The sequence below is a fragment of the Streptomyces sp. NPDC002643 genome (assembly GCF_053592555.1).
On the sequence record NZ_JBSFVY010000065.1, the window covers coordinates 1 to 22,259 of the forward strand.

The following is a 22,259-nucleotide window of genomic DNA, read 5'->3' on the forward strand; positions in this document are numbered from 1 at the left end:
CTGATCGTGAGCGAACTGAGCGCGAACGCCATCCTCCACACCGCAAGCGGCCTGGAATCCGGCCGCTTCCACCTGGCCCTCGCCGTCTCCCCACAATTCATCGCCTTGTCGGTGACGGACGGCGGAGGAACCGCCACGGTCCCGAAGGTCGAGCACCAGGACCAGGAGGCCGAGCACGGCAGGGGCTTGGGCATGGTCACCGCACTGGCCCACCGGGTGGTCGTCCACGGCAGCAAGGGCGGTTACACGGTGACGGCCGAGTTGTTCACGGGCACCCGACCGGGAGACCACCTGTGTTGAATGGCGAAGCCCGCCAGGGCTACTGGTGCGAATGCTGGACAGAAGACCTCACCGACGAGGGCGAGTTGGTGTTCCGAGGATCGTTCGACGCCTACTCGGCACCCCAGGCGGACAGATGGGTTGCCGTCGCACTCCGCACCATCTCCCCGGCCTTCGACCCGGAGGCATCCCAACAGGCATGGCACTGGCTGAGCTGAGCGATGGCGCCGATAGTGGCCACAGGGTCCGGGGAGTCAGTGACGATATCGGTGATCGTCTCGTACCAAGCGTCCAGGGCCAGGCTGCCGAGCCCGACCGCGTTGGCGGCGACGTGGTTGGCCTTGAGCTGGGCAATGACATGCGCGGCGGCCGGTGACGTCACGATGCCACCTCCGTTTCAGCTCCGGTTCTCTTGGCGAGGTAGTGGAAGACGGCACTGATCCTGGCCAACGGGTCGCTGCCCGGCGCCAGCGGCGCGCAGATGACTACACCGTTGATGAAGTCCTCAACGCGTTCGTCGAGGCGTCCCGCTTCCCGCATGCGGGTACGGAAGCCTTCCATGATCTCGCTGACGGCGTCGGTGCGCTCGGTCATGTCGGCACACGAAGCACACAGTCCGTACTGGGCGCCGGTCTTGCCGGAGCGGACCGTGACGGCGGGGCCGCCCTCATAGACGCACACGGCACAGTGCCCGTCCGCGCACGCGATCTACCCACCGGTCTTCACGCCCCGTGGCCGCAGGGTGCTACGGAACTTCCAGTCGATCGGATGGACACTGGCGGTCTCGACCCGGATCGTCCGGACCTCGCCCGGACCGGGGTGCGGCTCGGGACCTCCCCGCCCCTCCCTACCGGTCGCCGACGGCCACTCACCGTCGACCTCACCGGAGGGGATGCCCGCGACGCCCGCGACCTACCCGGCCCCGGCCCCGGCGGTCTCACTTCCCCAGCGTGCTGAGCAAACCGCCGACGTAGTACTTCTGCAGCAGAACGTAGATGATCACGCAGGGGATGATCGTCACCGTGACACCGGCCTGGAGGACTCCCCAGTTGACGCTGCCGAGCGCACCGCTGGCGATCACGCTCAGGCTGACCGGCAGGGTGAATCTCTCCTGGTCGGTGATGAGGATCAGCGCGGCGAAGAACTCGTTCCAGGCAGTGAAGAAGGCGAGCAGCGCGGTGGCCACGACTCCTGGTGTGGCGACCGGCAGCATCACCCTGACCAGCGTCTGAAGAATTCCGCAGCCGTCGATCCGTGCGGCTTCCTCCAGGCTTCGGGGGACCGCCGCGAACGAGTTGCGCATCAGGAACAGTCCGAAGGGGAGCTGGAACGTGGTGTAGACGAGGGTCAGTCCCAAGAGCGAGTTCAGCAGGCCCAGATGGTCCAGGAGCAGGTAGAGGGGGGTGATGAGCGCCTGGAAGGGGATCATGAAGGTGACGAGGGCGGCGAAGAACAGGGCGTTGCCGCCGGGGAAGCGCAGCCGTGCGAAGCCGTATCCCGCGAGGGTGCTGAGGACCACCGTCGTCAGTGTGGTGCCCAGGGAGACCACCAGGCTGTTGCCGACGTTGGCCAGGACGTCGATCCCTCCGTCACCGGCCAGCGCCCGGTAATGCTCCAGGGACAGATCGTGCGGGTAGAGGGTGGGGGGTGCGGCGGCGGCCTCGCGCGGTGTCTTGAGGCTGTGCGCGATCATGACGTACAGCGGATACAGGAACAGGACGGCCAGGCTGCCGCAGACCGCCCACCAGGCGGCCCTGGGTAGCGATCTCCGGATGGCCGTGGGCAGCCGCTCGAAAGGCTTCCGCGGACTCTTCTCGTGCCTGTCGGGACTCTTCTCGTGCCTGTCGGAACTCTTCTCGTGCCTGTCGCCGCTCACGCCGCCTCGCCGGAGCGGAGCAGATACATCTGGATCGCGCTGATCATCGCGAGAGCGGTCATGAGCAGGGCGGAGTAGGCGGCGCCGAGTCCGAGCCTGAACTGGACGAACGACGTGCGGTAGATCTCGAAGACGGCCGTGATGGTCGAGTTGGCGGGGCCGCCGCTGGTCATGATGTAGAACTGGTCGAAGGCGAGCAGCGAACCGGCCACGGAGAAGACCAGGACGAGGGCCAGTGTGGGACGCAGCAGCGGCAGGGTGATGTGGCGGAAGGTCTGCCACCGGTTCGCCCCGTCGACCCTCGCCGCCTCCTCCACCTCGACCGGGATGGCCCGCAGTCCGGCCAGCAGCAGAAGCATCTGCAGGCCGACGATCTTCCAGGTCACCATGGCGACGACCACGAGCAGCGCGGATGTCGTCCCTGCGAACCAGTCGGTGTCGCGGCTCGCGAGGCCGAGGCGGTCGGCGAGTTCGCCGGCGGGCCCGATGCCGGACTGGAACATGAACAGCCAGAGAAAGGCTCCCGAGGCGAGCCCGATCACCACCGGCATGAAGTACACGCCCTGGAAGAAGCGGGCACCGCGTTGCCCGCGCTGGACCAGCAGGGCGAGTCCGAGCGCCGCGACGAACAGCACCGGCGTCGTGATCAGCGTGTACTCCAGGGTGAAGAGCACGGCTTCGCGGAACGCGACGTCGCCCAGAGCGGTCCGGTAGTTCTCCAGCCCGATGAAGCGGCGTTCTCCGAGCAGCGGCCAGTCGTGCAGCGACATCCACAGCATCATGGCCAGCGGGACGTAGAAGAAGACGGCGATCAGCGCCAGGGCCGGGGCCGTCAGGGCGGCCCCGGCCCCCCGCCGCCCGGCCCTGGCCCGCGTCCGTCTCGGTACGGCGTCACCGTCGAGCCCGGTGGGGGAGGTCATCCGGTCCGGCCTCGGGAGTCCGTGTTCCGCGCCGCCCTGTCGATGATGGCCTGGGCGGCCTCCTGCCCCTGCTTCTGGGCGTCGGCGATGTCGCCGCCGAAGACGGCACTGTTGATCATCTGGACCCAGGGTCCGTTGTTGTCGTTGAACAGTTCGTGTTCGACGGTGCTGTAGGGCGTGTGTCCCTTCTCCATGGCCTCGCTGAACACCTTGTTGCGGGGGTCGAGAGGGTCGTAGATCTTGTCGATCAGATCGGTGCGCACCGGGGTGATGCTGTTGTCGGCGAGCACCTTCTGTGCCTGTTCACCGGTGGCCCAGCGCACGAACTCCCGCGCCCCCTCCTTGTTCTGGCCCTTCTCCATGACGGCGATCTCGTCACCGCCCGCGAAGGAGGACCAGCCGCCGTCCTTGCCGGGCAGATGGGCGACACCGAAGTCGACGTCGGAGTCCGCCTTGAGGACCTGCGCGTAGAACGCGCCGAGCGGCACCATGCCCACCGTGCCGCTCTGGAACGCGGCGGGCTGGTGGGTGCCGTTGTCCGTCCGGGACTGGGCCGGCATCGTGCCGTCGGTGAAGAGCGTGCGGTAGAGGGTCAGGGCGTCGGTGACCTCCTGGGAGTCGAACATGGCCTTGGAGCCGTCCTCGGAGAGGACCTCGCCGCCACTCGCCCAGACGTGCGGGGTGAACTCGAAGACGTTGCAGCCGCCGCACTGCCCGGCGACGGCGAATCCATGGATGTCCGGACCCAGGTCGCTGATCTTGTTCGCGGCGGAAATGATCTCCGCGTAGTTCTCGGGGGGCCGCTCCGGGTCGAGACCGGCCTTCTTGAACAGATCCTTGTTGTAGAAGAGCACCGATGCCTCGCCGCTGAACGGCAGCGCGTAGGTGCGCTCGTTGTAGGTGGCGAGCGCGCGGTGGGACGGGCTCAGATCGTCCTTGTACGGCAGGTCGTCCGCCAGCTTCGTGATGTCCTCCAGCGTTCCGGTGGAGGCGAAGTAAGGCAGGTACACCAGGTCGATGGAGGCGACGTCGGGTGCGTCACCGGAGGCGGCCGTGGTGGCGAGCTTCTGGACGAAGTTGGCGGCCGGGACGACGGTCACCTTCACCTTGGTGTCATGGCTGTCGTTCCAGGCGTCCGCGACGAGGTTGATGAACTCCTTCTGGGTGTCACGGGTCCACAGGCTGATCGTGCCGTCCGAGGCAGAGGTCGACGAGTCCGAGCCGCCGCCGCACCCTCCGACCAGCAGCGCCGCGGACACCAGGAGTGCCCCCGCTGTCGTTGCTCTGTTTCTCATGGCTTCTGTCCAAAGAGGAGACGGTGGTGACGGGGATTCAGCAGGTGGGCAGCCAGACGCGCATGCTGCCCTGCCCACGGTTGGCCCAGGCGTAGTAAGGGATGGCGGTCAGTTCGACGGGGACAGTCGCCTCGGCGCGGTCCCGTGTGGTGTGCGGGGCTCGGTCGGCGTGCGGCGTACCGCCGTGGACCGTGCGGTACGGCCACCAGTCGCCCTCGGCGGGCTCGGGCCGGCGCAGCAGGCCGGAGGCGGTCAGGGTGGTGACGCCGCCCAGCAGATCGGGGCGGCGTCTGATGGTCAGCCCGGCGGTGGTGTCGAGCAGGATGTCGTCGAGTCGCGGGGTGCCCGGCTGGTCGGTCTGCTCCAGGCAGTAGACGAGCGGTCCGTGTTCGAGGGCCACACAGCCGCGGACCGCGTCGGCCCTGGGGTGGGCCTCGGTGAGCCGCGGCTCCATGCCGAGTTCCAGGACGACCGTGTCGCCGGGCCGCCAGGCGCGGTGGAGCCGCAGCCAGCCGTTCTGCCGCTCCGGCTGCCCGGCCCCGCCGGTGCTCCCGGTGTCCCGTGGAGAAGGCGTGACCGTGAAGTCCCGGCACCACTGCGGCACCCGCAGCGAGAGGGTCCACTCCCCGGGGCCCGCCTCGTCGACGGTCACCGTGATCCGGCCCTGCCAGGGGTACTCGGTGTCCACCCGGACCGCGACCCGCCCTCCGCCGACGGACCCGGCGTACGCTCCGTCGGCGTACTGGTGCAGTTGCAGTCCTCCCGCGTCGGTGCTGGCCACGTAATGGGGCAGGCTCGCCAGGAGCCGCATGGCGTTCGGCGGGCAGCAGGCGCAGGTGAACCAGGGGGCCCGGCGGGCTCCCTGGTCCTCGCCGTGGTACTCGTAGCCGTCGCGTACCTGGAGCGGGTTGATGTAGAGCCAGCTTCGGCCGTCCAGGGAGACCCCGGCGAGAAAGCCGTTGTAGAGGGTCCGCTCGATCAGGTCCGAGTAACAAGCCCGGCCGGTGAGCAGCGCCATCCGCCAGCTCCACTGGATCGAGGCGATGGCCGCGCAGGTCTCGCAGTACGCACGCTCGCTGGGCAGTTCGTAGGGGTCGCCGAAGTCCTCCCATCTGTGGCGGGCCCCCACACCCCCGGTGAGATACGTCTTGGTGGTGGTCATCGCCTCCCACAGCAGCTCCATCGCCGTGCGCAGTTGCGGCTCGCCGGTCTCGGCCGCCACATCGGTGGCGCCGGCCAGCAGGTACAGCTGGCGTACGGCGTGGCCGGTCACTGTTCGGGCTTCCCGTACGGGGACGTGGTCCTGGCAGTAGTCGGGGCCGGGGGCGAGGCCGCGGGGGTCGTCCTCGTCCAGCAGGCCGTGGCCGCGCCGGTCGATGAAGTATCCGGCGAGGTCCAGGTAGCGGCGCTCACCGGTCTCGCGGTAGAGCTCCACGAGGGCGGTCTCGATCTCGGGATGCCCGCAGATGCCGTCGACGGGCTTGCCGGTGCCGAAGGTGTCGTCGATGTGGTCGGCGAAGCGGCGGGCGACGGTGAGCAGGTCCTCGCGTCCGGTGCCGCGGTGATGGGCGACGGCGGCCTGGATGAGATGGCCGGCGCAGTACAGTTCGTGGCCCCAGAGCAGCTCGACGAACCGCCGGCCGGGCTCGGCCACCTGGTACCAGGTCTGAAGATAGCCGTCGTCCTGTTGGGCCTCGGCGAGCAGACGGATCATCGTGTCCACTGCCTCGGCCAGGGTTGATCGGTCCGGCGTGTCCGGGTCCGCGAGCTGCCAGGAGGCGGCCTCCAGCCATTTGGTCACATCGCTGTCCAGAAAGGGCAGCGCGCCCCGGTACGCGCCGTCCGCGGTCCCGGCGGCCAGCCGCAGATTGTGCAGGTTGCCGACGGACTCCAGCAGGGCAGGACCCTGGGGGATGCTCACCTCCGCGTTGACACGCCGTCGCTCGGCCCAGAACCCTCCGGTGATCCGGGCGGCGTCGGCCGGCCGGAGCGCGACCCGGGCCAGGTCGCTGGGCCGGACGGGGCCCCGTGAGTCGATGACCACGGGCGGTGTGCGGGAGTGAGAGGAGGCCATGGGCGCACTTCCCTTTGGGGGATATATCCCATATCTGCACTATAAGGAACCGTGGAAGGTGCCGCCGTCGCATCGCACGCGAACGGGGGACCGCACCGGCCGGAGGCAGCGGACTGGAGACAGCGGGCAAGCGGCAGCGGGCCGAAGGCGGGCCTGACGCCGGGACAGCGCAAGCGGCCCCACATGATGTTTCATTGGTATGTCGGTTTTGCGCCGTATCTGGTGAGCGCCAGGCTTACGCAGGACCGGTGAACGCCAGGCCGAGTGACGGCTGCGGGGTGAGCGACCATGGCACAGCGTGGCAGCGCTGCACACGAGAGCCCCCATGCCCCACGGCCCTCGGCCGACCTGGCCACCCTCGTCGTCAGCGCACAGGGCACGGTACTGGGCTGGAGCGATGACGCCCGGCTCCTGCTCGGCCACTCCCCGGAGGTGGTGGGCCGCGCGGCCGCCGACCTGCTCGCCGTGGACGCCTCCCACCCGGCCTCGGATGCCCTGGCCACGGGTGAGGCATGGAGCGGTCCCGTGGCCGTACGCCACCGGGACGGCCACCGACTCGATGTCGAGATGCGCGTCTGCCCGTCGCTGGACGGTCAGGGCAGGGGCCATGAGTGGTCCGTCGTGACCCTCACACCGCGCTCCCCCGGAAACGGGGCCGCGAGCGGGTCCGACGAGGCGGTCCTGGAGCCGCCCTTCGACCAGGCGTCGGTCGCCCTCGCCGTCTTCGACACGGAGCTGCGGTGCCAACAGGTCAACAGCCTTGTCGGCGACATGCTGGGCACCGAGGCGGCGCAACTGCGCGGACGGTCGTACGCGGATGTCCTCCCGGACGGCGCCGACGGGGGCTGGCAGAAGCAGCTGCGGCGGGTCGCCGAGACCGGGTCACCGGCGCGCCATCACGGCTACGTCGGCGACCGTGCCTGGAGTGTCGAGATGTGGCCGGTCAAGGATTCCTCCGGCCAGGTCCGCGGAGTCGGCACCGCCGCGTTCGACGACAGCGCACAGCACGGTGCCCACCAGCGGCTGACCCTGCTGAACGAGGCCGGCGCGCGGATCGGCGCCACCCTGGACGTGGGGCGCACCGCCCGTGAGCTGGCCGAGCTGGTGGTGCCGCGGCTCGCCGACTTCGTCACCGTGGACCTCTTCGGCTCGGTCCTGGAGGGAGAGGAGCCGGCGGCGCCGGAGGCCGGTGAACCCGTGGCGCTGCACAGGGCCGCGTACCGGTCGGCCGCCGAGGGCGGCCCCAGGCTCGCCGTCGAGCTGGGCGCGATGGGCACCTATCCGCCGTTCTCTCCCCCGGCCCGATGCCTCGCCGCCGGACGCCCCCTGCTGAGCGGACTGGACGACCCCGATTTCGTCAGGTGGATCGAGGGCGACGAGATCAGAAGCGCCGGCGTCCATCGCGATGGCATCCACTCGGGCATGGCGGTGCCGCTGCGAGCCCGCGGCATCGTGCTCGGCGTGGTCGTGCTCTGGCGCTGGACCCGCCCGGGTGCCTTCCAGCAGGACGACCTGCTGCTCGTCGAGGAACTGGCCGGCCGGACCGCCGTCAGCATGGACAACGCGCGGCGCTACACCCGCGAGCACGCCACCGCCCTCACCCTGCAACGCAGCCTGCTCCCGCACGTGCTGCCCCAGCAGGCCGCGGTCGAGGCCGCCTTCCGCTATCTGCCCGCCAGTTCCGGGACCGGAGTGGGCGGCGACTGGTTCGATGTGATCCCGCTGTCCGGGACCCGGGTCGCGCTGGTCGTCGGCGATGTCGTCGGGCACGGCGTCCACGCCTCCGCCGCCATGGGACGGCTGCGTACCGCCGTGCGGACCCTCGCCGATGTCGACCTGCCGCCCGACGAGCTCCTCACCCACGTCGACGACCTCGTCACCCATCTCGGCGACGACGACGCGATGGGTTCGGCCGGACTGCCCGGCGAGTTCGGCGCCACCTGCCTGTACGCCGTCTACGACCCGGTGGCCCGGAACTGCGTCCTCGCCAGCGCCGGCCATCCCCCGCCCAGCGTCCTCTACCCCAACGGCACGGTCGCCACCATCGGCCTGAGCCCCGGGCCACCGCTGGGCGTGGGCGGCGTCCCCTTCGAGGCCACCGAACTGGAGCTGCCCGAGAGCAGTCTGATCGTCCTGCACACCGACGGACTGATCCACGCGCACCGGGATCTCGACACGGGCTTCGCCCGGTTGCGCGACTCCCTGGCCACTGTCTCTCCCTCACTGGAGGACACCTGCGACCGTCTGATCGGCACCCTGCTGCCCGAGCGTCCCCCCGACGATGTCGCCCTGCTGGTCGCCCGCACCCACGCCCTCCACGCCGACCAGGTCGCCACCTGGGGTCTGCCCGTCGATGCCGAGGTCGTGGCGGACGCACGGGCTCAGGCGACCCGCCAGTTGGCGGCCTGGGGGCTGGAGACGGCCTCCTTCGTCACCGAGCTGGTGGTCAGTGAACTCGTCACCAACGCCATCCGGTACGGCGAACCCCCCATCCAGCTGCGGCTGATCCGCGACCGCACCCTGATCTGCGAGGTCTCCGACGGCAGCAGTACCGCTCCGCATATGCGCCGTGCCCGTACCTTCGACGAGGGAGGCCGCGGACTCCTCCTGGTCGCCCAGGTCTCCCAGGGCTGGGGCACCCGTCACACCGGCACCGGCAAGACCATCTGGGCCGAGCAGCCCCTACCGGACGACTCATGGTGGGCGGACCTGTGAACACCGGACACGCCGGCGCGGGTACGACCCCGCCGTCGGCCGCCGAGCGGACGCGCGCGCTCGGGATGGTCTTCCCGCCGGCCGACCACCGCTACACGGGAATGCAGCTGGATTTCGTCGGCCGGGTGGCCGAGGCGGCCCAGAACTACGACTACGACGTGCTCCTCACCACCGGCAGGGAGGTGGGCGACCCGCCGTTCCAGCGGCTGCTGGCGGGAGACCGGGTGGACGGCATCATCCTGATGGAGATCAAGCTGGAGGACTCGCGGGTCGACCACCTCACCGAGCTGGGCTACCCCTTCGTCACGATCGGACAGCCCGGCATCGAGGACGCCTGGTGGGTGGATCTGGACTGGGTGGCGCTGGGACGCAACTGCGTACGGCACCTGGCCGACCTCGGCCACACCACCATCGCGTTCGTCAACCGGTCGGAGCAGTTCTTCCGGTCCGGATACGAATCGGCACATCGCGGACTGGAGGGGTTCAACCGGGGCATCGAGGAGCTGGGGCTCACCGGGCGCGCGTACTTCTGCGGAGACGACAGCACCGCGGGCGAGGCGTGCCTGGCACAGATTCTGCGGGACGACCCGGCCACCACGGCGGTGGCGACCCTGAGCGAGGCTTCCGTAGGCGGCTTGTACCGCGGCCTGACGCGCGCCGGACGGGTCGTACCGCGCGACTTCTCGGTCGTCGGCCTGACGGCCGGCCCCGCCCTGACGGACACGGTGATCCCGGCGGTCACCGCGGCCGAGGAACCGGTCGACGAGATCAGCCGGGTCGCCGTCGAGCTGTTGATGGAGCGGCTGAAATCCCCCGGAACCCGTCCCCGGAACGTTCTGCTGAGACCGCTGATCACCATCCGCTCCAGCACCGGCCCCTGCCGCTCGATATCGGACGCCCGGTTCTGAGCCACTTCCTGTTCGCTCTCGAAGACCAAGGTGTCGTGGAAGTCGTCGATGACGGAGAGGAAGACGGGGACGCCTACGTCTTCCTCGTCACCGGAGCCAGTGAGCGGGATCTCCTGATCGACACCAGTGCGCTCGCCCGGCTGCTTCGCGGCGACGCCGAACAGTACGGATGGGACCAGGCGGCAGCCGCGGGGCTCATCGCCGCCTGCCCCATCACCGAGCTGGAGTTCTTCTCCAGTGGTACGGCCCTGAAGCGATCCGCACTCCCTGCATCCCCTGCGGGGCAGCCGGGGGGGGCTCCGTAACAGTCGTACGTCATTTCCGAACGGTTGCTGTGATGCGGCCTTCGGGCCGTTGTGACGCGTGGCCTGTTTCTTGATGGCACCGAGGCCGCACTGCCTCGGCACCACACACGTCAAGGAGCAAGCCTTGTCCACCTCACTCGCCCCGGCGGCGTCCGCGCCCGAGACCGAACGCCCCACCAAGACCCGGTTCCGCCGCGGACGACGCGCCCTGACCGTCGCCGGCGTGCTGCTCGCCCTCGTGGGCGGCGCGGTCGCGGAGTCCGGCACCGCGTTCGCCCAGGCGCCGCCCGGCTCCTGCACCGTCACCTGCAACAACCCGCCGGGGGGCTCGGGCATCAGCCGGGCCAACTGGAACGTGGCGGTCGAGGCGGCGGACTTCTGGGCCAACCACATGATCGACTACAACCAGGTGGACTACTCCAACGGGCGCTCCTACTACCACCTCGATCGGTGGGCCGGCCGAGGGTGGCCCTCCGCGCGCACGGGCACCCAGTGGTTCGGCTACTGGGATTCGAACACGCACAGCACCAACTTCGTCTACTTCGGCGGCAGGTTCAACGACTACGGCGGCAACCTCGCCTGGCAGGAGCAGCACGCTCAGGGTGTCTCGGCGAGTCAGGCCTACTCGACCGGCAACGGCAGGCTGTCGCCCTACGTGGAGTACGACATCGACTACTACCACTCGGCGGGAAGCGCCCGTAACGCGCGGCGGATCGTGCGCAACAGCATCACCGGCAACGTCTACGCCACGTTCGACCACTACGCGACGTTCGATTACATCGGCCACATGTAGGACATCGGCCACTTCCAGACACAAGGTGTGTACGCGGCCGGTGTGGTGCGGCGGACGAATCCCCGTCCGCCGCAGCACACCGCGTCCGATCGAGCAAGGAGTCACCATGACCGGCGGCACAACATGGATACGCCCCCTGACCGAGGCCCCGGACGGCGTTCCGACGCCGAAGGAGGTGCGCGGCTCCCGCTGCCGCACCAGCGAGGGCCTGTTCACCGAGTGGGCCCTCGTGCTCGGGTTCCCCGACCACTTCGGCCGCAACTGGGACGCCTTCCGCGACTGCCTCCGCGACGCCGTCGCCGACGCCGAGCCGAAGGTGATCATCGTGCGCGAGGCCGGAGAACTGCTCGCCGACGAACCGGAGTACGCGTCGGACGTCCTCGGGCACATCCTCCGCGAAGTCGGCATCGACGTCTTCGGAGACTGACCCCTCAGCCGGGCGGCGGGGCCTTCGGTGCGCCAGTCGGGTCCGGCAGCCGCAGCACCGCCTCCGCCCCGCCCCGCGGATGGTTGCGGAACCTCAACTCGGCCCCCAGCAGCCGGGCCTGGCCCACCGCGATCGTCAGGCCCAGGCCGGTTCCGGTCCCCGGGGCCGTCGTACGGAAGCGCTGGGGGCCAAAGGTGTGCAGGACCGACAGCAGTTCGGGCGGGAAGCCGGGGCCGTGGTCGCGGACGCGGAGCACCAGGCCCTCCACCTCGACAAGGACGGGCGGTGCGCCGTGCCGGAGCGCGTTCGTGGCCAGATTGGTCAGGACCCGTTCCACCCGGCGTGGGTCCGTCGTCACGACAGCGTCCCGGACGAGGCGCACCTCCGCCTTCTCCAGTCCGGACACCGCGCGCCTGGCCATCGCGCTCACCTGCCGCTCCTCCGCCGCCGGCGTCACCGTGTGGGCGTCCAGGCGGGCCACCTCCAGCACGTCCTCGACCAGCCCGTGCAGCTTGCGCACGGATCGCCGCATCAGGTCCGCGGCGGGGCCCGGCGGGAGCAGGCCGATCGTCGTCGACATGCCCGCCACCGGGGTGCGCAGCTCGTGCGCGATGTCGGCGGTCACCCGTCGTTCCGCCTCCAGGCGGGCACCGAGCGCGTCCGCCATGGCGTTCACGGAGGCGGCGAGACGCGCGATCTCGTCCCGGCCGTCCGGGCGGACGCGGGCGTCGAGGTCTCCGTCGGTGATGCGTTCCGCGGTGCGGGCGGCGGCGGTGGCCCGGCGGCCCATGCGCACCCCGAGGAACAGTCCCGCCAAGGAGACCAGAGCGGTGGCGGCCGTGCCAACGACGACCAGCGTCCGGTCCAGCGCGGCCAGGCTGCGCAGGTCGGGGGCGTAGGAGCGGGACAGCGCGAGCACGGTGTGGTCCGAGACCTTGGTCGCCGCCCACAGCACCGGATGCGCGTCGTCCTTCAGGTAGGTCACCCGGACGTTCGCGCGTACGGCCGCCGCCAGCGGTGCGGGCAGGTCCGGCGGGTCGACCGTGGCCTCGGACTTGCGGCCGGCCGCGTAGTCGTACGCCGCGTTCGTCAGCTGCCGGTCCAGCTCGGCGCGGGACACGGAGAGCTGGTCGGCGGCGGTGAGACGGTGCACCAGGACACCGATCGTGGTGGCCACGGTCAGCGCGGTGGTGGCGACGACGAGGGCGATCTTCGCGCCGAGGTTCACGGCGATGGCCCGTCTCACACGCGCAGCTTGTAGCCGAAGCCGCGCACCGTCTCGATCCGCTCCCGGCCGATCTTGGCGCGCAACCGCTGCACATGGACGTCCACGACCCGGGTGTCCCCGGACCAGGCGTAGTCCCAGACCTTCTCCAGGAGCAGATCCCGGGTGAGCACGGTCCCGGGGGAGGCGGCGAACTGCTGGAGCAGTTTCAGCTCCGTCATGGTCAGGGTCAGTTGCTCCTCGCCCCGCCACACGGCCAGCGACACCGGGCAGAAGGTGAGGTCACCAAAGCGGAGAGGGCTGGGCCGCGTCTCCTCGGGCCGGTCGTCGGCGGGGCGCACGCGGCGGAGCAGGGAGCGGATGCGGGCGACGAGCACCGGTCCCTCGAACGGCTTGGTGACGTAGTCGTCGGCGCCGGCCTCCAGGCCCATCACCACGTCCACCGGGTCGTTGCGGGCCGAGATCAGCAGCACCGGGACGCCGGACTCGTCGCGGATGTGGCCGGCCAGGCTCACTCCGTTGAGGCCGGGCAGCATGATGTCGAGCACGGCCACGTCGGGTCTGCGCTCCCGGAACAGGGCGAGGCCGGTGACACCGTCGGCCGCCGTACGAACACGGTAGCCGCCGGCCTCCAGGGTGAGCCGGGTGGCCTCGCGGATCATCTCGTCGTCCTCGACCAGCAAAACGTCGTGCATGGGCAAACCTCTGCGGGATTCGATGGAGTCGTCAGGCCGTCGGCACGCGCAGCCGCACCCGGTGCACGTCCTCCGCCCAGTCGGGAGCCGGCCGGTGGACGGGGGTGACGGCCGCCCAGCTGTAGTAGGCCGCGTACCGGCGCTTCGTCAGACCGCTGAAGACGATCGTGACCGGATAGCTGGGCAAGGTTTCGTGGGGGCATCCCGACAGACAGGGCAGATCTATCACCACGCCGGTGACGAAGGCCTTCGGTGAGCCCCAGTTCTTCCACACCAACTGGTCCAGGACGGTGATCTCGGTGAGGTCCATCAGATCCGGTCGCTGCCGGGGTCTGGACCTCCAGTCCAGGACGTACACGGGCCCGGTCCATCGAATCCGGGTCGGCGCCGGGCCCTCGACCCGCGTCCCGCTGTCCGGCGTGCCGCACCCGGTGAGGCAGGCCAGCAGCCAGGCGACGAGCGTCGCGCACAGCGCGGATCGATGAACCATGACCGTTCTTTCCCGAGGTGGGCATTACGGCAGCAATGATGCATTCCGTCATATGAACGGCCGGTGAATTCCATGTCGTGACACTTGCAACATGCAGCACACGTCGACGGCGGCGGAGGTGCCGGACGGGCGGCCCTCGCGCACCCGAGAACCGGTGAGCCACGGTCAGCGGCGGTGCGATCCCGCGCCCCGGGCGCCACGTCATCCGAGCCATCGGTGAGGCTCGCCTGATCACTCCGCTCCGCTCGGAGGGAGGACATCGCCGGTACTCCCGCTACCGACTGCGGAGCGCCGCGCGCGCCCGGGAGCTCGTCGACAAGGCGACTCCGATCGAGGCCGCGTGCCGCATCGTCATCATCGAGGACCAGTTCGAAGAAGAGCACGGCTCAGAATGTCGCGGGTCCGCCGCTGCCGAACCGACGCCGCCTCGCCCCCGGGGAGGCGCACCCTGCCGGAAGGGCCGTGCACGCGCCAAGCGTCCCCGGGCTGGTCGACGGAGACAGCGGCGCCAAGCGCGGAGCCCGTTCCCGCAAGCGCTTCGGCCGGCATCCTTCGGCACGCCGTGCCCACAGCGTGCCCATAAGAGCGGACAACCAGGGTCACCAGCGGTCTTCGGAGACATCCGATGCCCGGCCTCGGTACCCGGGTCGGGCGCCGCCCGCGCGAGTCGTCTCAGACGGCCGACCAGCCGTTGTCGACCGGGAGCAGAACGCCGTTGATGTTGCTCGCCGCGTCGGAGGCGAGGAAGACGATGGCCGCCGCGATCTCCTCCGGCGTGGCGACGCGGCCCACGTTGTCGTGGTAGCGGCCGAGGGTCCCGGGGCCGTCGCCGTGCAGGATGATGTTGTCCATGACGTGGGTCTGTGTGCCGCCCGGGGCGACGGCGTTGACGCGGATGCCGCGGTCCCGGTACATGATCGCGGTCGACCGGGTCAGGCCGGCCAGGCCGTGCTTGGAGACGGTGTAGGCGGTGCCGGCGGCGCTGCCGCGCAGGGCGGCCTCGGACGCGGTGTTGACGATGGCACCCTTGCCGCGGGCCAGCATGTGGGGCAGGGCGGCGCGGGTGAGCAGGAACGGGGCGGTCAGGTTGATACGGATGACCCGTTCCCATTCGGCGTCGCTCACGTCGGCGGTGGCGGTCATGCCGTCCATGATCCCCGCGTTGTTGACCAGGACGTCGAGTCCGCCGAACGAGGCGACGGCGGTGGCGATGGCCCCGTCGACGACGGCCTGGTCGCTCAGGTCGCCGACAACGGCGCGGGCCGTGCCGCCGTGCGCGCCGATCTCCTCGGCGACGGCCTCGGAACCGTCCCGGTCGATGTCCGCGATGAGGACCTTCGCGCCCAGGCTCGCGAAGCGCAGCGCGGTGGCGCGTCCGATGCCCGATCCGGCGCCGGTGACGACGACGCCGCGTCCTTGCAGGTCCGCCGTGCTCATGCCGCCGCTCCTTCCAGGAGGGACAGGGCCTGGGTCCAGGGCGTGCCGGCGGCGATGGCCTGCTGCCAGGGGCGGATTCTCTTGGGCGGCATACCGACGGACAGGACGCCGGTGAGCCGGTCGCCGGTGCGGTAGACCGCGGTGAACTTCCGTTCCTCCAGGCGTCCTTCGGCGATCCGCATCTCGTCGTGGCCTCGCAGGTATCCGTAGGCCCGGATCTTCATGTCGTACTGGTCGGACCAGAAGTAGGGCACCGGCGCGAACGGCCGCTGGGCTCCGAGGAGGTTGCGGGCGGCGGCCATGCCCTGTTCGGCGGCGTTGGTACGGTGCTCGATCCGCATCGACGTACCGAAGAGCGGGTTGTGCCAGCGGGCCACGTCACCCGCGCCGTACACCCCGGGCGCGGCGGCGCAGTACTCGTCGCAGAGCAGCCCGTCCTCGGCGGTGAGGCCGCTGCCGGCCAGCCATTCGGTGTTCGGCCGGGAGCCGATCGCCACCAGCACCGTCTCGGCCTCGACCACGCTGCCGTCCGTCAGTCGCGCGCCGTTTTGCAGGACTTCGCCGACCGCCGTGCCGGTGCGCAGGTCGATTCCGTGGTCGCGGTGGGCCTGGGCGAGGACGCGGCCGACGTCCTCGCCGACCGCGTGGGCCAGCGGAACGGGGGCGGGTTCGAGGAGGGTCACCCGGGTGCCCAGTCCGGCGGCGACGGCCGCGGCTTCGGCGCCGAGGAAACCGGCGCCGACCACGATCAGGGTGCGGCCGGGCCCGAGGCGGTCCTTGAGCGCGAGGGCGTCGTCCAGGGTGCGCAGGACGTGGGCCGGCGCCCCGGGCAGGTGGCGGGGGCGGACTCCCGTGGCGACGATCAGCGACTCGTACGGCACCTCGGAGCCGTCCGACAGGAGTACGGTGCGGTGGGCCGGGTCCACCTGGACGGCTTCGCGGCCGTACCGGTGGTCCAGGCGGAGGGCGTCGAGGTCGGGCTGGGTGCGCAGGGGCAGCCGGTCGGGGGTCCAGGCGCCGGAGAGGATCTCCTTCGACAGCGGCGGCCGGTCGTAGGGGACGGTGGGTTCGTCGCCGATGAGGGTGATGGTGCCGGTGTGGCCTTCGCGGCGCAGCGTCTCGGCCGCGGTGAGCCCGGCGGCGGAGGCGCCGACGATGACGACACGGCCGGGGGCGGCGGTCACGCGGACTCCCCCAGCCGGATCGCGGCCGCGGGGCACACGGTGGCGGATTCGCGTACGGCGTCGTGGAGTTCGGCCGGTGGGTTGTCGTCGAGGAGGACGACCATGCCGTCCTCGTCGCGCTGGTCGAAGACGTCCGGGGCGATCATCACGCACTGGCCCGAGGCGACACATTTGGGGACGTCGACTTCTACACGCATGACGGTTCTTCCTTGCTGTGGGGGGGACTTCAGGTGATGCGGATGGTCCGGGTCACCAGGTGACGGGCAGCTCGTGGACGCCGTAGACGGCCGTCTGCTGCTTGAAGGCGATCTCCTCCAGCGGTACGGCGATCTTGAGTCCGGGCAGGCGGCGGAAGAGTTCGGGCAGGACGATCTGGAGTTCGGCGCGGGCCAGTGGCTGGCCGAGGCACTGGTGGATGCCGTAGCCGAAGGCGAGGTGCTGACGGGCGTTGGCGCGGGCCAGGTCGAGGTCGTCGGGGTCGGTGAAGAACTCCGGGTCGCGGCTGGCGACGTTGACCGAGATGATCACGCCCTCGCCGGCGCGGATCGTGACACCGCCGATGGTGACGTCCTCGACGGCGGTGCGGCGCAGCCCGAAGTGCACGATCGACAGGTAGCGCAGGAGTTCCTCGACCGCGTTGGCGGCCTGGTCGGGTCCGCCGAGCAGGTGCGGGATCTGGTCAGGGTTCCGCAGCAGGGTGATGGTGCTCAGCGCGATCATGTTCGCGGTCGTCTCGTGCCCGGCGAACAACAGGAAGGCACCCAGGTCGGCGGCGTCCTGGTCGGTGATGACACCCTCGTCCGCCTGTCCGGCGAGCCGCGTGATCACGTCGTCGCCGGGGGCGGTGCGCTTGGCCCGCACGAGCCGCAGCAGATACGCGGAGAGGTCCGCTATCGCCTGCCGGCTCTCCTGGGCTGTGGACGTCCTGTCGACGAGTGTCCTCGACTGCTCCTGGAAGAAGGCGTGGTCCTCGTACGGCACGCCCAGCAGTTCGCAGATCACCAGGGACGGCAGCGGCAGCGAGAAACGCTCCACGAAGTCCACGGGGCCCTGCTCCCCGGCGAGGTCGGTGAGGAGTTCGTCGGTCAGCCGGGCGATGGCCGGGCGTAGCGCGTCGATGCGTTTGACCATGAACTCCCGGGTCAGGGTGCGCCGCATGGTCGCGTGGATGGGGTCGTCGTAGTTCTGGAAGAAGCCGCGCGGACCTCGCTGCTGGCCTTCCCGGTCGTTGGGCGCGCCGGGGCGGTCCGGGTCGGAGCTGAACGCCGGGCTGCCGAGCACCGCGCGGGCGTCCTCCCACCGGGTGACCAGCCACGGGCTGGGCTGTACCGCCCTCAGCGAGACCCGGGTGATGGGGCTCTTCTCGCGCAGTTCGGCGAAGAGCGGCGGGGGTCCCAGAGGTGCGTCCTTCGGGCGGGCTAGGTCGAAGGCGGGGATGGACGAGGTCAGGGGCATGACTGTTCCTTTCCAGGTACACCTAACAGCGTTAGGCGATCTGGCTTGTAGAATAACACCGTTAGGCGATGAAGGGGGCGATCAGTTCCGGCCGACGGGCAGATAGGGTGCAGGCGGCGAGGAGGCGGCATGAAAGCGCAGGCCAAGCGGGTACAGAACGCGCGCGGCGAGGGGGAACGGCTACGCCGGGAGATCCTGGAGGCGGCCACCCGCGTCCTGGAGGACACGGGCCGCGAGGACGCGCTCTCGCTGCGCGCTGTCGCCCGCGAGGTCGGCATCTCCGCACCCAGCGTCTATCTGCACTTCAAGGACAAGACCGAACTGGTCTCGACGGTGCTCGAAGCCGCCTATCGCACGCTGGCCGCGGCCATGGCCGACGCGGGCAAGGAGGCCACCGCGGCCGGGACCGGGCCCTGGGAGCGCATTCGGGCCGCCGTCGCCGCCTACCGCCGGTTCGCCGTGGACAACCCCCTCCGCTACCGGCTCATGTTCAGCCTGGAATACGAGCCCCGGCACCGGCCCGCCGACAGCAACCCCCTCAGCACCGTGTTCGGGACCTGGACCGGCATCGTGGACACGTACCTGGCGGCCGTACAGCCCGAACTCCGCCCCGAGGCAGAGATGTTGGGCATCCACCTGTGGACCGCCCTGCACGGGCAGCTGGTGCTGTGGCGCACCCTGCCCAACACTCACACCGTCAGCGAGGACATCCTGATCGAACTGGAGGAATCCCTGCTGCGACGGCTGCTCCCCGCGCCGTCGTGATCCGAGAGCCGTGACCTACCGGTCATGGGCAGCTCGCGGGCGGTCTTCCCGCCTGACGACCGCCGCCGCATGGGGATGCGGCCGGATTTCGTCGGCCGGGTGGCGAGGCGGCCCAGAGCTACGACTACGACGTGCTCGTCACCACCGTCAGGGAGGTGGGCGACCCGCCGTTCCAGCGGCTGCCGGCGGGAGACCGGGTGGACGGCGTCATCCTGATGGTGATCAAGCCGGAGGACTCGCGGTCGGTGCGCCACGAAGGCGCGAAGGCGGACGGACCGCTCGTCGAACTCACCAGTTGGCGTGGTGACTGGGCCTGGACGTGCTAGACGGGCTCCGCCCCCGCCCCGCTGCCGATGGGCGGCGGCGTCCGGAAGCCCGCGCTGACCGAGGACAGGGCGAGGGCCGTCGCCCGGTGCGACGGCGCTGCTCAGGGGTCCTTGCACTATGCCCGCCCGGGTCGCGTGGTCTGGCGCGGAGCCCCGGAACACACCTCTGGTCTCGGGGCTCCTGCCGACGTGGCCGGCTTCGCGCAGAGTGTGCCGGCAGCGGCCGGCGACGACTGATGACAGCCGCTCAGGCATCCGGGGGAACTGCCCTGACCAGCGAAGAACCCAGCTCGCCACAGCCCGGTCGCAAGAGCCGGAAGAACTGGTCAGTGCCCGGCCCGCGTGTCATCACTCACGGCTCGTGTCCTGCTGTGGAGGGTGATCGTCCGGCGGGCAGTTTGAATCGCCATGAGTGTGAGCCAGGTTCCCCCAGGCACGGACCAAGAAGGCCTCACCAGTCCACTACCGGCTTCGCAAGCACCTCCACGGCCCACCGGACGTCGTAGGTCACGATGCCGGTCAGCACCACAGCCAGGAGAGCCGTCGTCCGCCAGTGCTCGGGCCGCCCCTTGTCCACGTTGCCCCCTGCCGGGATCACGCACCACTGCCGATATCGCCCGGTGTGCTGTGCCCGTTCAGGCGGGAGGCCGGGGGCCACAGTGCATCACGACTGTCGAGGCGCGGCCCGGCGGGCAGAACCGCGGCCGCCGGTTGCGGAGGTGTCACCAGACGCTGTCGCCCCGGGCGCGGCCCGGCGGTCGGACCTCCGACTCCCCGTCCTGGTGGCAGCACCTGTCGCCGCTGCGGCCCCGCCGCCGTTTCGGCGTCTGCGGCCGGATCGCCGGCCGGGCTCGGTGCCGGTCTTCCGGTCCTGGCGGGACGCCGTCGGTGTCGCCGGCTGGGGGACCTCGATGGTGACGGCCACGCCGGACGGCTCGCGGGCGCCGGTGATGGTGGCCAGTTCCGCGTCGCTCGACGTGACGCGGGCCGTCCGGGGGCGGATGCCCGCGTCCGACATGAGCCGGGTGACGTCACGTTTCTGCTCGGGCAGGACCAAGGTGACCACGCTGCCGGAGCCGCCGGCGCGGGCCGTGCGGCCGCCCCGGTGGAGGTAGTCCTTGTGGTCGGTGGGGGGATCGACGTTCACGACGAGGTCGAGGCCGTCGATGTGTATGCCCCGGGCCGCGACGTTCGTCGCTACCAGGGCGGTGACCTGGCCGTTCTTGAACTGTTCCAGGGTGCGATTGCGCTGCGGCTGGGAGCGGCCTCCGTGCAGTGCCGCCGCGCGGACACCGACTGCCAGGAGCCGCTTGGCCAGCCGGTCGGCGGACCTCTTGGTGTCGAGGAAGAGGATGACCCGGCCGTCACGGGCCGCGATGCGCGTGGTGACGGCCTTCTTGTCGGTCTCGTCCTGGACGTGGAGCACATGGTGCTCCATGGTGGTCACCGCTCCCGCGGACGGGTCCACGGAGTGCACCACGGGATCGGTCAGAAACCGCTGCACCAGACGGTCGATATTGCGGTCCAGGGTCGCGGAGAAGAGCATGCGCTGTCCGTCGGGCCGCACTTGCTGGATCAGCTTGGTGATCTGCGGCAGGAAACCCATGTCGGTCATCTGGTCGGCTTCGTCCAGCACCGTGATGCGTACGCTGTCGAGCACGCAGTCTCCGCGTTCCAGGAGGTCGGCCAGCCTGCCGGGAGTCGCCACGACCACCTCGGCGCCGCGCCGGAGCACATCGGCCTGCTTGGTGATGGACAGCCCGCCGACCACGGTGGCCAGCCGGAGGTTCACCGCCGTCGCGTAGGGGGCCAGCGCGTCCGCCACCTGCTGGGCGAGTTCGCGGGTGGGCACCAGCACGAGGGCGAGGGGTGCCTTGGGCGCCGCACGCAGTCCGGCCGTGCGCGCCAGGAGCGCCAGCCCGAACGCGAGGGTCTTGCCTGAGCCGGTGCGTCCCCGTCCCAGCAGGTCACGGCCGGCGAGTGAGTTGGGCAGGGTGGCGGCCTGGATGGAGAAGGGGGTGGTCACGCCCTGCGCGGTGAGGGTCTTCAGCAGCCCCGCGGGCATGTCCAGACCGGCGAAGTCCTCGACGGCGGGAAGTGCGGGTGTCGTACTTTCCGGCAGCCGGAATTCCTTCGGTGACGGCGCGGACGATGGGGATGACGAGGCGCGCCGGTTCGGCTTCTGGTACCTGCGGGACATGCAGTTGTCTGCCTTCCTGGAAACAGCACAAACCGGGGTCCGCACCATGACGGTGCGGACCCCGGTGAGCGGATACGCGTCCGGCGATCAGGCGGGGACGATGTTCTCCGCCTGCGGGCCCTTCTGGCCCTGCGTGACGTCGAAGGAGACCCGCTGGCCCTCCTGGAGCTCACGGAAGCCCTGGGTCGCGATGTTCGAGTAGTGGGCGAAGACGTCGGGGCCGCCGCCGTCCTGCTGGATGAAGCCGAAACCCTTTTCGGCGTTGAACCACTTCACGGTTCCCTGTGCCATGACTTTCTCCTTCTGTAGGCAGAGGCCCCATCCGGAGATGCCGGAAAACAAGTAATGCGCCTCAAGGAGAAACGTCCCCGTCAGGCGCACATAGGTTCATGGGTACCACAACTGCAAACCCCAAAACCGTAGCACAGCTCGGCCGTCCCCCCCCTCGCCGTCTTGATCAGGCTCGGAGGGCTCGGGCGTCCGTATCTCCGCCGGTGGGCCCTCGGAGGAGCCCGGTGCGGTCGGCCGGTGCTCATCGCCGGCTCCTCTGCCTTCCTGGCTCCCCCGCGACCGGCGCGGCGTTCAGTACTGCTCGGTCTCCGCGAAACCCGTGCTCGTGTTGTCGTCCCCGTCGAAGGCGGCGGCGATCGGATCGAATCCGGGCGGGCTGTCCTTCAGTGCCAGACCGAGGCCGGCCAGCTTCGCCTTGACCTCGTCGATCGACTTCGCTCCGAAGTTGCGGATGTCCAGGAGGTCGGCCTCGGAACGGGCCAGGAGTTCACCCACCGAGTGGACGCCCTCACGCTTGAGGCAGTTGTAGGAGCGGACGGTGAGCTCCAGCTCCTCGATCGGCAGGGCAAGGTCGGCGGCGAGCGCGGCGTCCGTCGGCG

Annotated in this window: 23 protein-coding genes and 3 pseudogenes; 10 read left to right on the plus strand and 16 right to left on the minus strand. The window is 70.2% G+C overall.

Annotation, left to right across the window (positions count from 1 at the left end; translation table 11 throughout):
• Nucleotides 1–300, plus strand: a 300-nt coding sequence (locus ACWD4G_RS44735; protein ID WP_451304344.1) for an ATP-binding protein, incomplete at its 5' end; no start/stop codon positions are given.
• A pseudogene (locus ACWD4G_RS44740) lies at nucleotides 294–491 on the plus strand (hypothetical protein); the annotation flags it as partial. The gene ACWD4G_RS44735 and the pseudogene ACWD4G_RS44740, both read left to right, overlap by 7 nt.
• A gap of 166 nt (nucleotides 492–657) precedes the next feature.
• Here ACWD4G_RS44740 and ACWD4G_RS44745 read toward each other — a convergent pair.
• The 5 genes from ACWD4G_RS44745 to ACWD4G_RS44765 all read right to left on the minus strand — a co-directional run bounded on the left by ACWD4G_RS44745 (nucleotide 658) and on the right by ACWD4G_RS44765 (nucleotide 6,444).
• A complete protein-coding gene (locus ACWD4G_RS44745; RefSeq protein WP_451304346.1) occupies nucleotides 658–873 on the minus strand; it encodes a hypothetical protein in 216 nt (71 codons plus the stop codon).
• Between the two features lie 343 nt (nucleotides 874–1,216).
• Nucleotides 1,217–1,972 carry a carbohydrate ABC transporter permease gene (locus tag ACWD4G_RS44750; protein WP_451304348.1) on the minus strand — a complete coding sequence of 252 codons (756 nt, stop codon included), beginning with the start codon at nucleotides 1,970–1,972 and terminating at the stop codon, nucleotides 1,217–1,219.
• 179 nt (nucleotides 1,973–2,151) lie between these two features.
• The gene (locus ACWD4G_RS44755) at nucleotides 2,152–3,075 is read right to left on the minus strand and encodes a carbohydrate ABC transporter permease (RefSeq protein ID WP_451304350.1); all 924 of its coding nucleotides are present in this window, start codon (nucleotides 3,073–3,075) and stop codon (nucleotides 2,152–2,154) included.
• On the minus strand, nucleotides 3,072–4,370 hold the full coding sequence (locus ACWD4G_RS44760) for an ABC transporter substrate-binding protein (RefSeq protein ID WP_451304352.1): 1,299 nt from the start codon (nucleotides 4,368–4,370) through the stop codon (nucleotides 3,072–3,074). Before ACWD4G_RS44760 ends, ACWD4G_RS44755 begins: the two co-directional genes overlap by 4 nt.
• A gap of 37 nt (nucleotides 4,371–4,407) precedes the next feature.
• On the minus strand, nucleotides 4,408–6,444 hold the full coding sequence (locus ACWD4G_RS44765) for a glycoside hydrolase family 127 protein (RefSeq protein ID WP_451304354.1): 2,037 nt from the start codon (nucleotides 6,442–6,444) through the stop codon (nucleotides 4,408–4,410).
• A 288-nt stretch (nucleotides 6,445–6,732) separates the two neighbouring features.
• Between ACWD4G_RS44765 and ACWD4G_RS44770 the strand changes: the two genes are divergently transcribed.
• From ACWD4G_RS44770 to ACWD4G_RS44790, 5 genes and pseudogenes are all read left to right on the plus strand, one after another.
• Entirely contained in the window at nucleotides 6,733–9,159 is a 2,427-nt protein-coding gene (locus tag ACWD4G_RS44770) for a SpoIIE family protein phosphatase (protein ID WP_451304356.1), read from the plus strand.
• Nucleotides 9,156–10,067 (plus strand): LacI family DNA-binding transcriptional regulator, encoded by a 912-nt coding sequence (locus tag ACWD4G_RS44775; RefSeq protein WP_451304358.1) that lies wholly within the window; start codon nucleotides 9,156–9,158, stop codon nucleotides 10,065–10,067. The genes ACWD4G_RS44770 and ACWD4G_RS44775 overlap by 4 nt, the downstream gene beginning before the upstream one ends.
• Nucleotides 10,068–10,180: 113 nt before the next feature.
• Nucleotides 10,181–10,327: pseudogene (locus ACWD4G_RS44780) on the plus strand (PIN domain nuclease); the annotation flags it as partial.
• Nucleotides 10,328–10,496: 169 nt separating this feature from the next.
• On the plus strand, nucleotides 10,497–11,165 hold the full coding sequence (locus ACWD4G_RS44785) for a hypothetical protein (RefSeq protein WP_451304360.1): 669 nt from the start codon (nucleotides 10,497–10,499) through the stop codon (nucleotides 11,163–11,165).
• A gap of 106 nt (nucleotides 11,166–11,271) precedes the next feature.
• A complete protein-coding gene (locus ACWD4G_RS44790) occupies nucleotides 11,272–11,592 on the plus strand; it encodes a barstar family protein (protein WP_451304362.1) in 321 nt (106 codons plus the stop codon).
• Nucleotides 11,593–11,596: 4 nt separating this feature from the next.
• Here the strand turns inward: ACWD4G_RS44790 and ACWD4G_RS44795 are convergent, their stop codons facing one another.
• Genes ACWD4G_RS44795 through ACWD4G_RS44805 form a run of 3 tightly spaced genes read right to left on the minus strand, consistent with a single transcriptional unit; the run spans nucleotide 11,597 to nucleotide 14,002 of the window.
• Complete coding sequence (locus ACWD4G_RS44795; protein WP_451304364.1) at nucleotides 11,597–12,838, minus strand: ATP-binding protein; 1,242 nt, start codon at nucleotides 12,836–12,838, stop codon at nucleotides 11,597–11,599.
• On the minus strand, nucleotides 12,835–13,512 hold the full coding sequence (gene cseB, locus ACWD4G_RS44800) for a two-component system response regulator CseB (RefSeq protein ID WP_451304366.1): 678 nt from the start codon (nucleotides 13,510–13,512) through the stop codon (nucleotides 12,835–12,837). Before cseB ends, ACWD4G_RS44795 begins: the two co-directional genes overlap by 4 nt.
• Nucleotides 13,513–13,543: 31 nt before the next feature.
• A complete protein-coding gene (locus ACWD4G_RS44805; protein ID WP_451304368.1) occupies nucleotides 13,544–14,002 on the minus strand; it encodes a hypothetical protein in 459 nt (152 codons plus the stop codon).
• 203 nt (nucleotides 14,003–14,205) lie between these two features.
• Between ACWD4G_RS44805 and ACWD4G_RS44810 the strand changes: the two are divergent.
• A pseudogene (locus ACWD4G_RS44810) lies at nucleotides 14,206–14,430 on the plus strand (MerR family transcriptional regulator); the annotation flags it as partial.
• 244 nt (nucleotides 14,431–14,674) lie between these two features.
• Here ACWD4G_RS44810 and ACWD4G_RS44815 read toward each other — a convergent pair.
• Genes ACWD4G_RS44815 through ACWD4G_RS44830 form a run of 4 tightly spaced genes read right to left on the minus strand, consistent with a single transcriptional unit; the run spans nucleotide 14,675 to nucleotide 18,078 of the window.
• On the minus strand, nucleotides 14,675–15,439 hold the full coding sequence (locus tag ACWD4G_RS44815; protein WP_451304370.1) for an SDR family NAD(P)-dependent oxidoreductase: 765 nt from the start codon (nucleotides 15,437–15,439) through the stop codon (nucleotides 14,675–14,677).
• On the minus strand, nucleotides 15,436–16,623 hold the full coding sequence (locus ACWD4G_RS44820; protein WP_451304372.1) for an NAD(P)/FAD-dependent oxidoreductase: 1,188 nt from the start codon (nucleotides 16,621–16,623) through the stop codon (nucleotides 15,436–15,438). Before ACWD4G_RS44820 ends, ACWD4G_RS44815 begins: the two co-directional genes overlap by 4 nt.
• The gene (locus ACWD4G_RS44825) at nucleotides 16,620–16,820 is read right to left on the minus strand and encodes a ferredoxin (protein WP_451304373.1); all 201 of its coding nucleotides are present in this window, start codon (nucleotides 16,818–16,820) and stop codon (nucleotides 16,620–16,622) included. Before ACWD4G_RS44825 ends, ACWD4G_RS44820 begins: the two co-directional genes overlap by 4 nt.
• A 52-nt stretch (nucleotides 16,821–16,872) precedes the next feature.
• On the minus strand, nucleotides 16,873–18,078 hold the full coding sequence (locus tag ACWD4G_RS44830) for a cytochrome P450 (RefSeq protein WP_451304375.1): 1,206 nt from the start codon (nucleotides 18,076–18,078) through the stop codon (nucleotides 16,873–16,875).
• 129 nt (nucleotides 18,079–18,207) lie between these two features.
• On the opposite strand from ACWD4G_RS44830, the gene ACWD4G_RS44835 reads away from it, so the two are divergent.
• Nucleotides 18,208–18,843 (plus strand): TetR/AcrR family transcriptional regulator, encoded by a 636-nt coding sequence (locus ACWD4G_RS44835; RefSeq protein WP_451304377.1) that lies wholly within the window; start codon nucleotides 18,208–18,210, stop codon nucleotides 18,841–18,843.
• 131 nt (nucleotides 18,844–18,974) lie between these two features.
• Nucleotides 18,975–19,169 carry a hypothetical protein gene (locus tag ACWD4G_RS44840; protein WP_451304379.1) on the plus strand — a complete coding sequence of 65 codons (195 nt, stop codon included), beginning with the start codon at nucleotides 18,975–18,977 and terminating at the stop codon, nucleotides 19,167–19,169.
• Nucleotides 19,170–19,620: 451 nt separating this feature from the next.
• Here the strand turns inward: ACWD4G_RS44840 and ACWD4G_RS44845 are convergent, their stop codons facing one another.
• The 4 genes from ACWD4G_RS44845 to ACWD4G_RS44860 all read right to left on the minus strand — a co-directional run.
• Entirely contained in the window at nucleotides 19,621–19,767 is a 147-nt protein-coding gene (locus ACWD4G_RS44845) for a hypothetical protein (RefSeq protein WP_451304381.1), read from the minus strand.
• A gap of 66 nt (nucleotides 19,768–19,833) precedes the next feature.
• A complete protein-coding gene (locus ACWD4G_RS44850; protein WP_451304383.1) occupies nucleotides 19,834–21,369 on the minus strand; it encodes a DEAD/DEAH box helicase in 1,536 nt (511 codons plus the stop codon).
• Nucleotides 21,370–21,456: 87 nt separating this feature from the next.
• Complete coding sequence (locus ACWD4G_RS44855; protein WP_023544341.1) at nucleotides 21,457–21,660, minus strand: cold-shock protein; 204 nt, start codon at nucleotides 21,658–21,660, stop codon at nucleotides 21,457–21,459.
• Between the two features lie 291 nt (nucleotides 21,661–21,951).
• A partial coding sequence (locus ACWD4G_RS44860; RefSeq protein ID WP_451304386.1) for a DNA-directed RNA polymerase subunit alpha C-terminal domain-containing protein occupies nucleotides 21,952–22,259 on the minus strand: 308 nt, incomplete at its 5' end.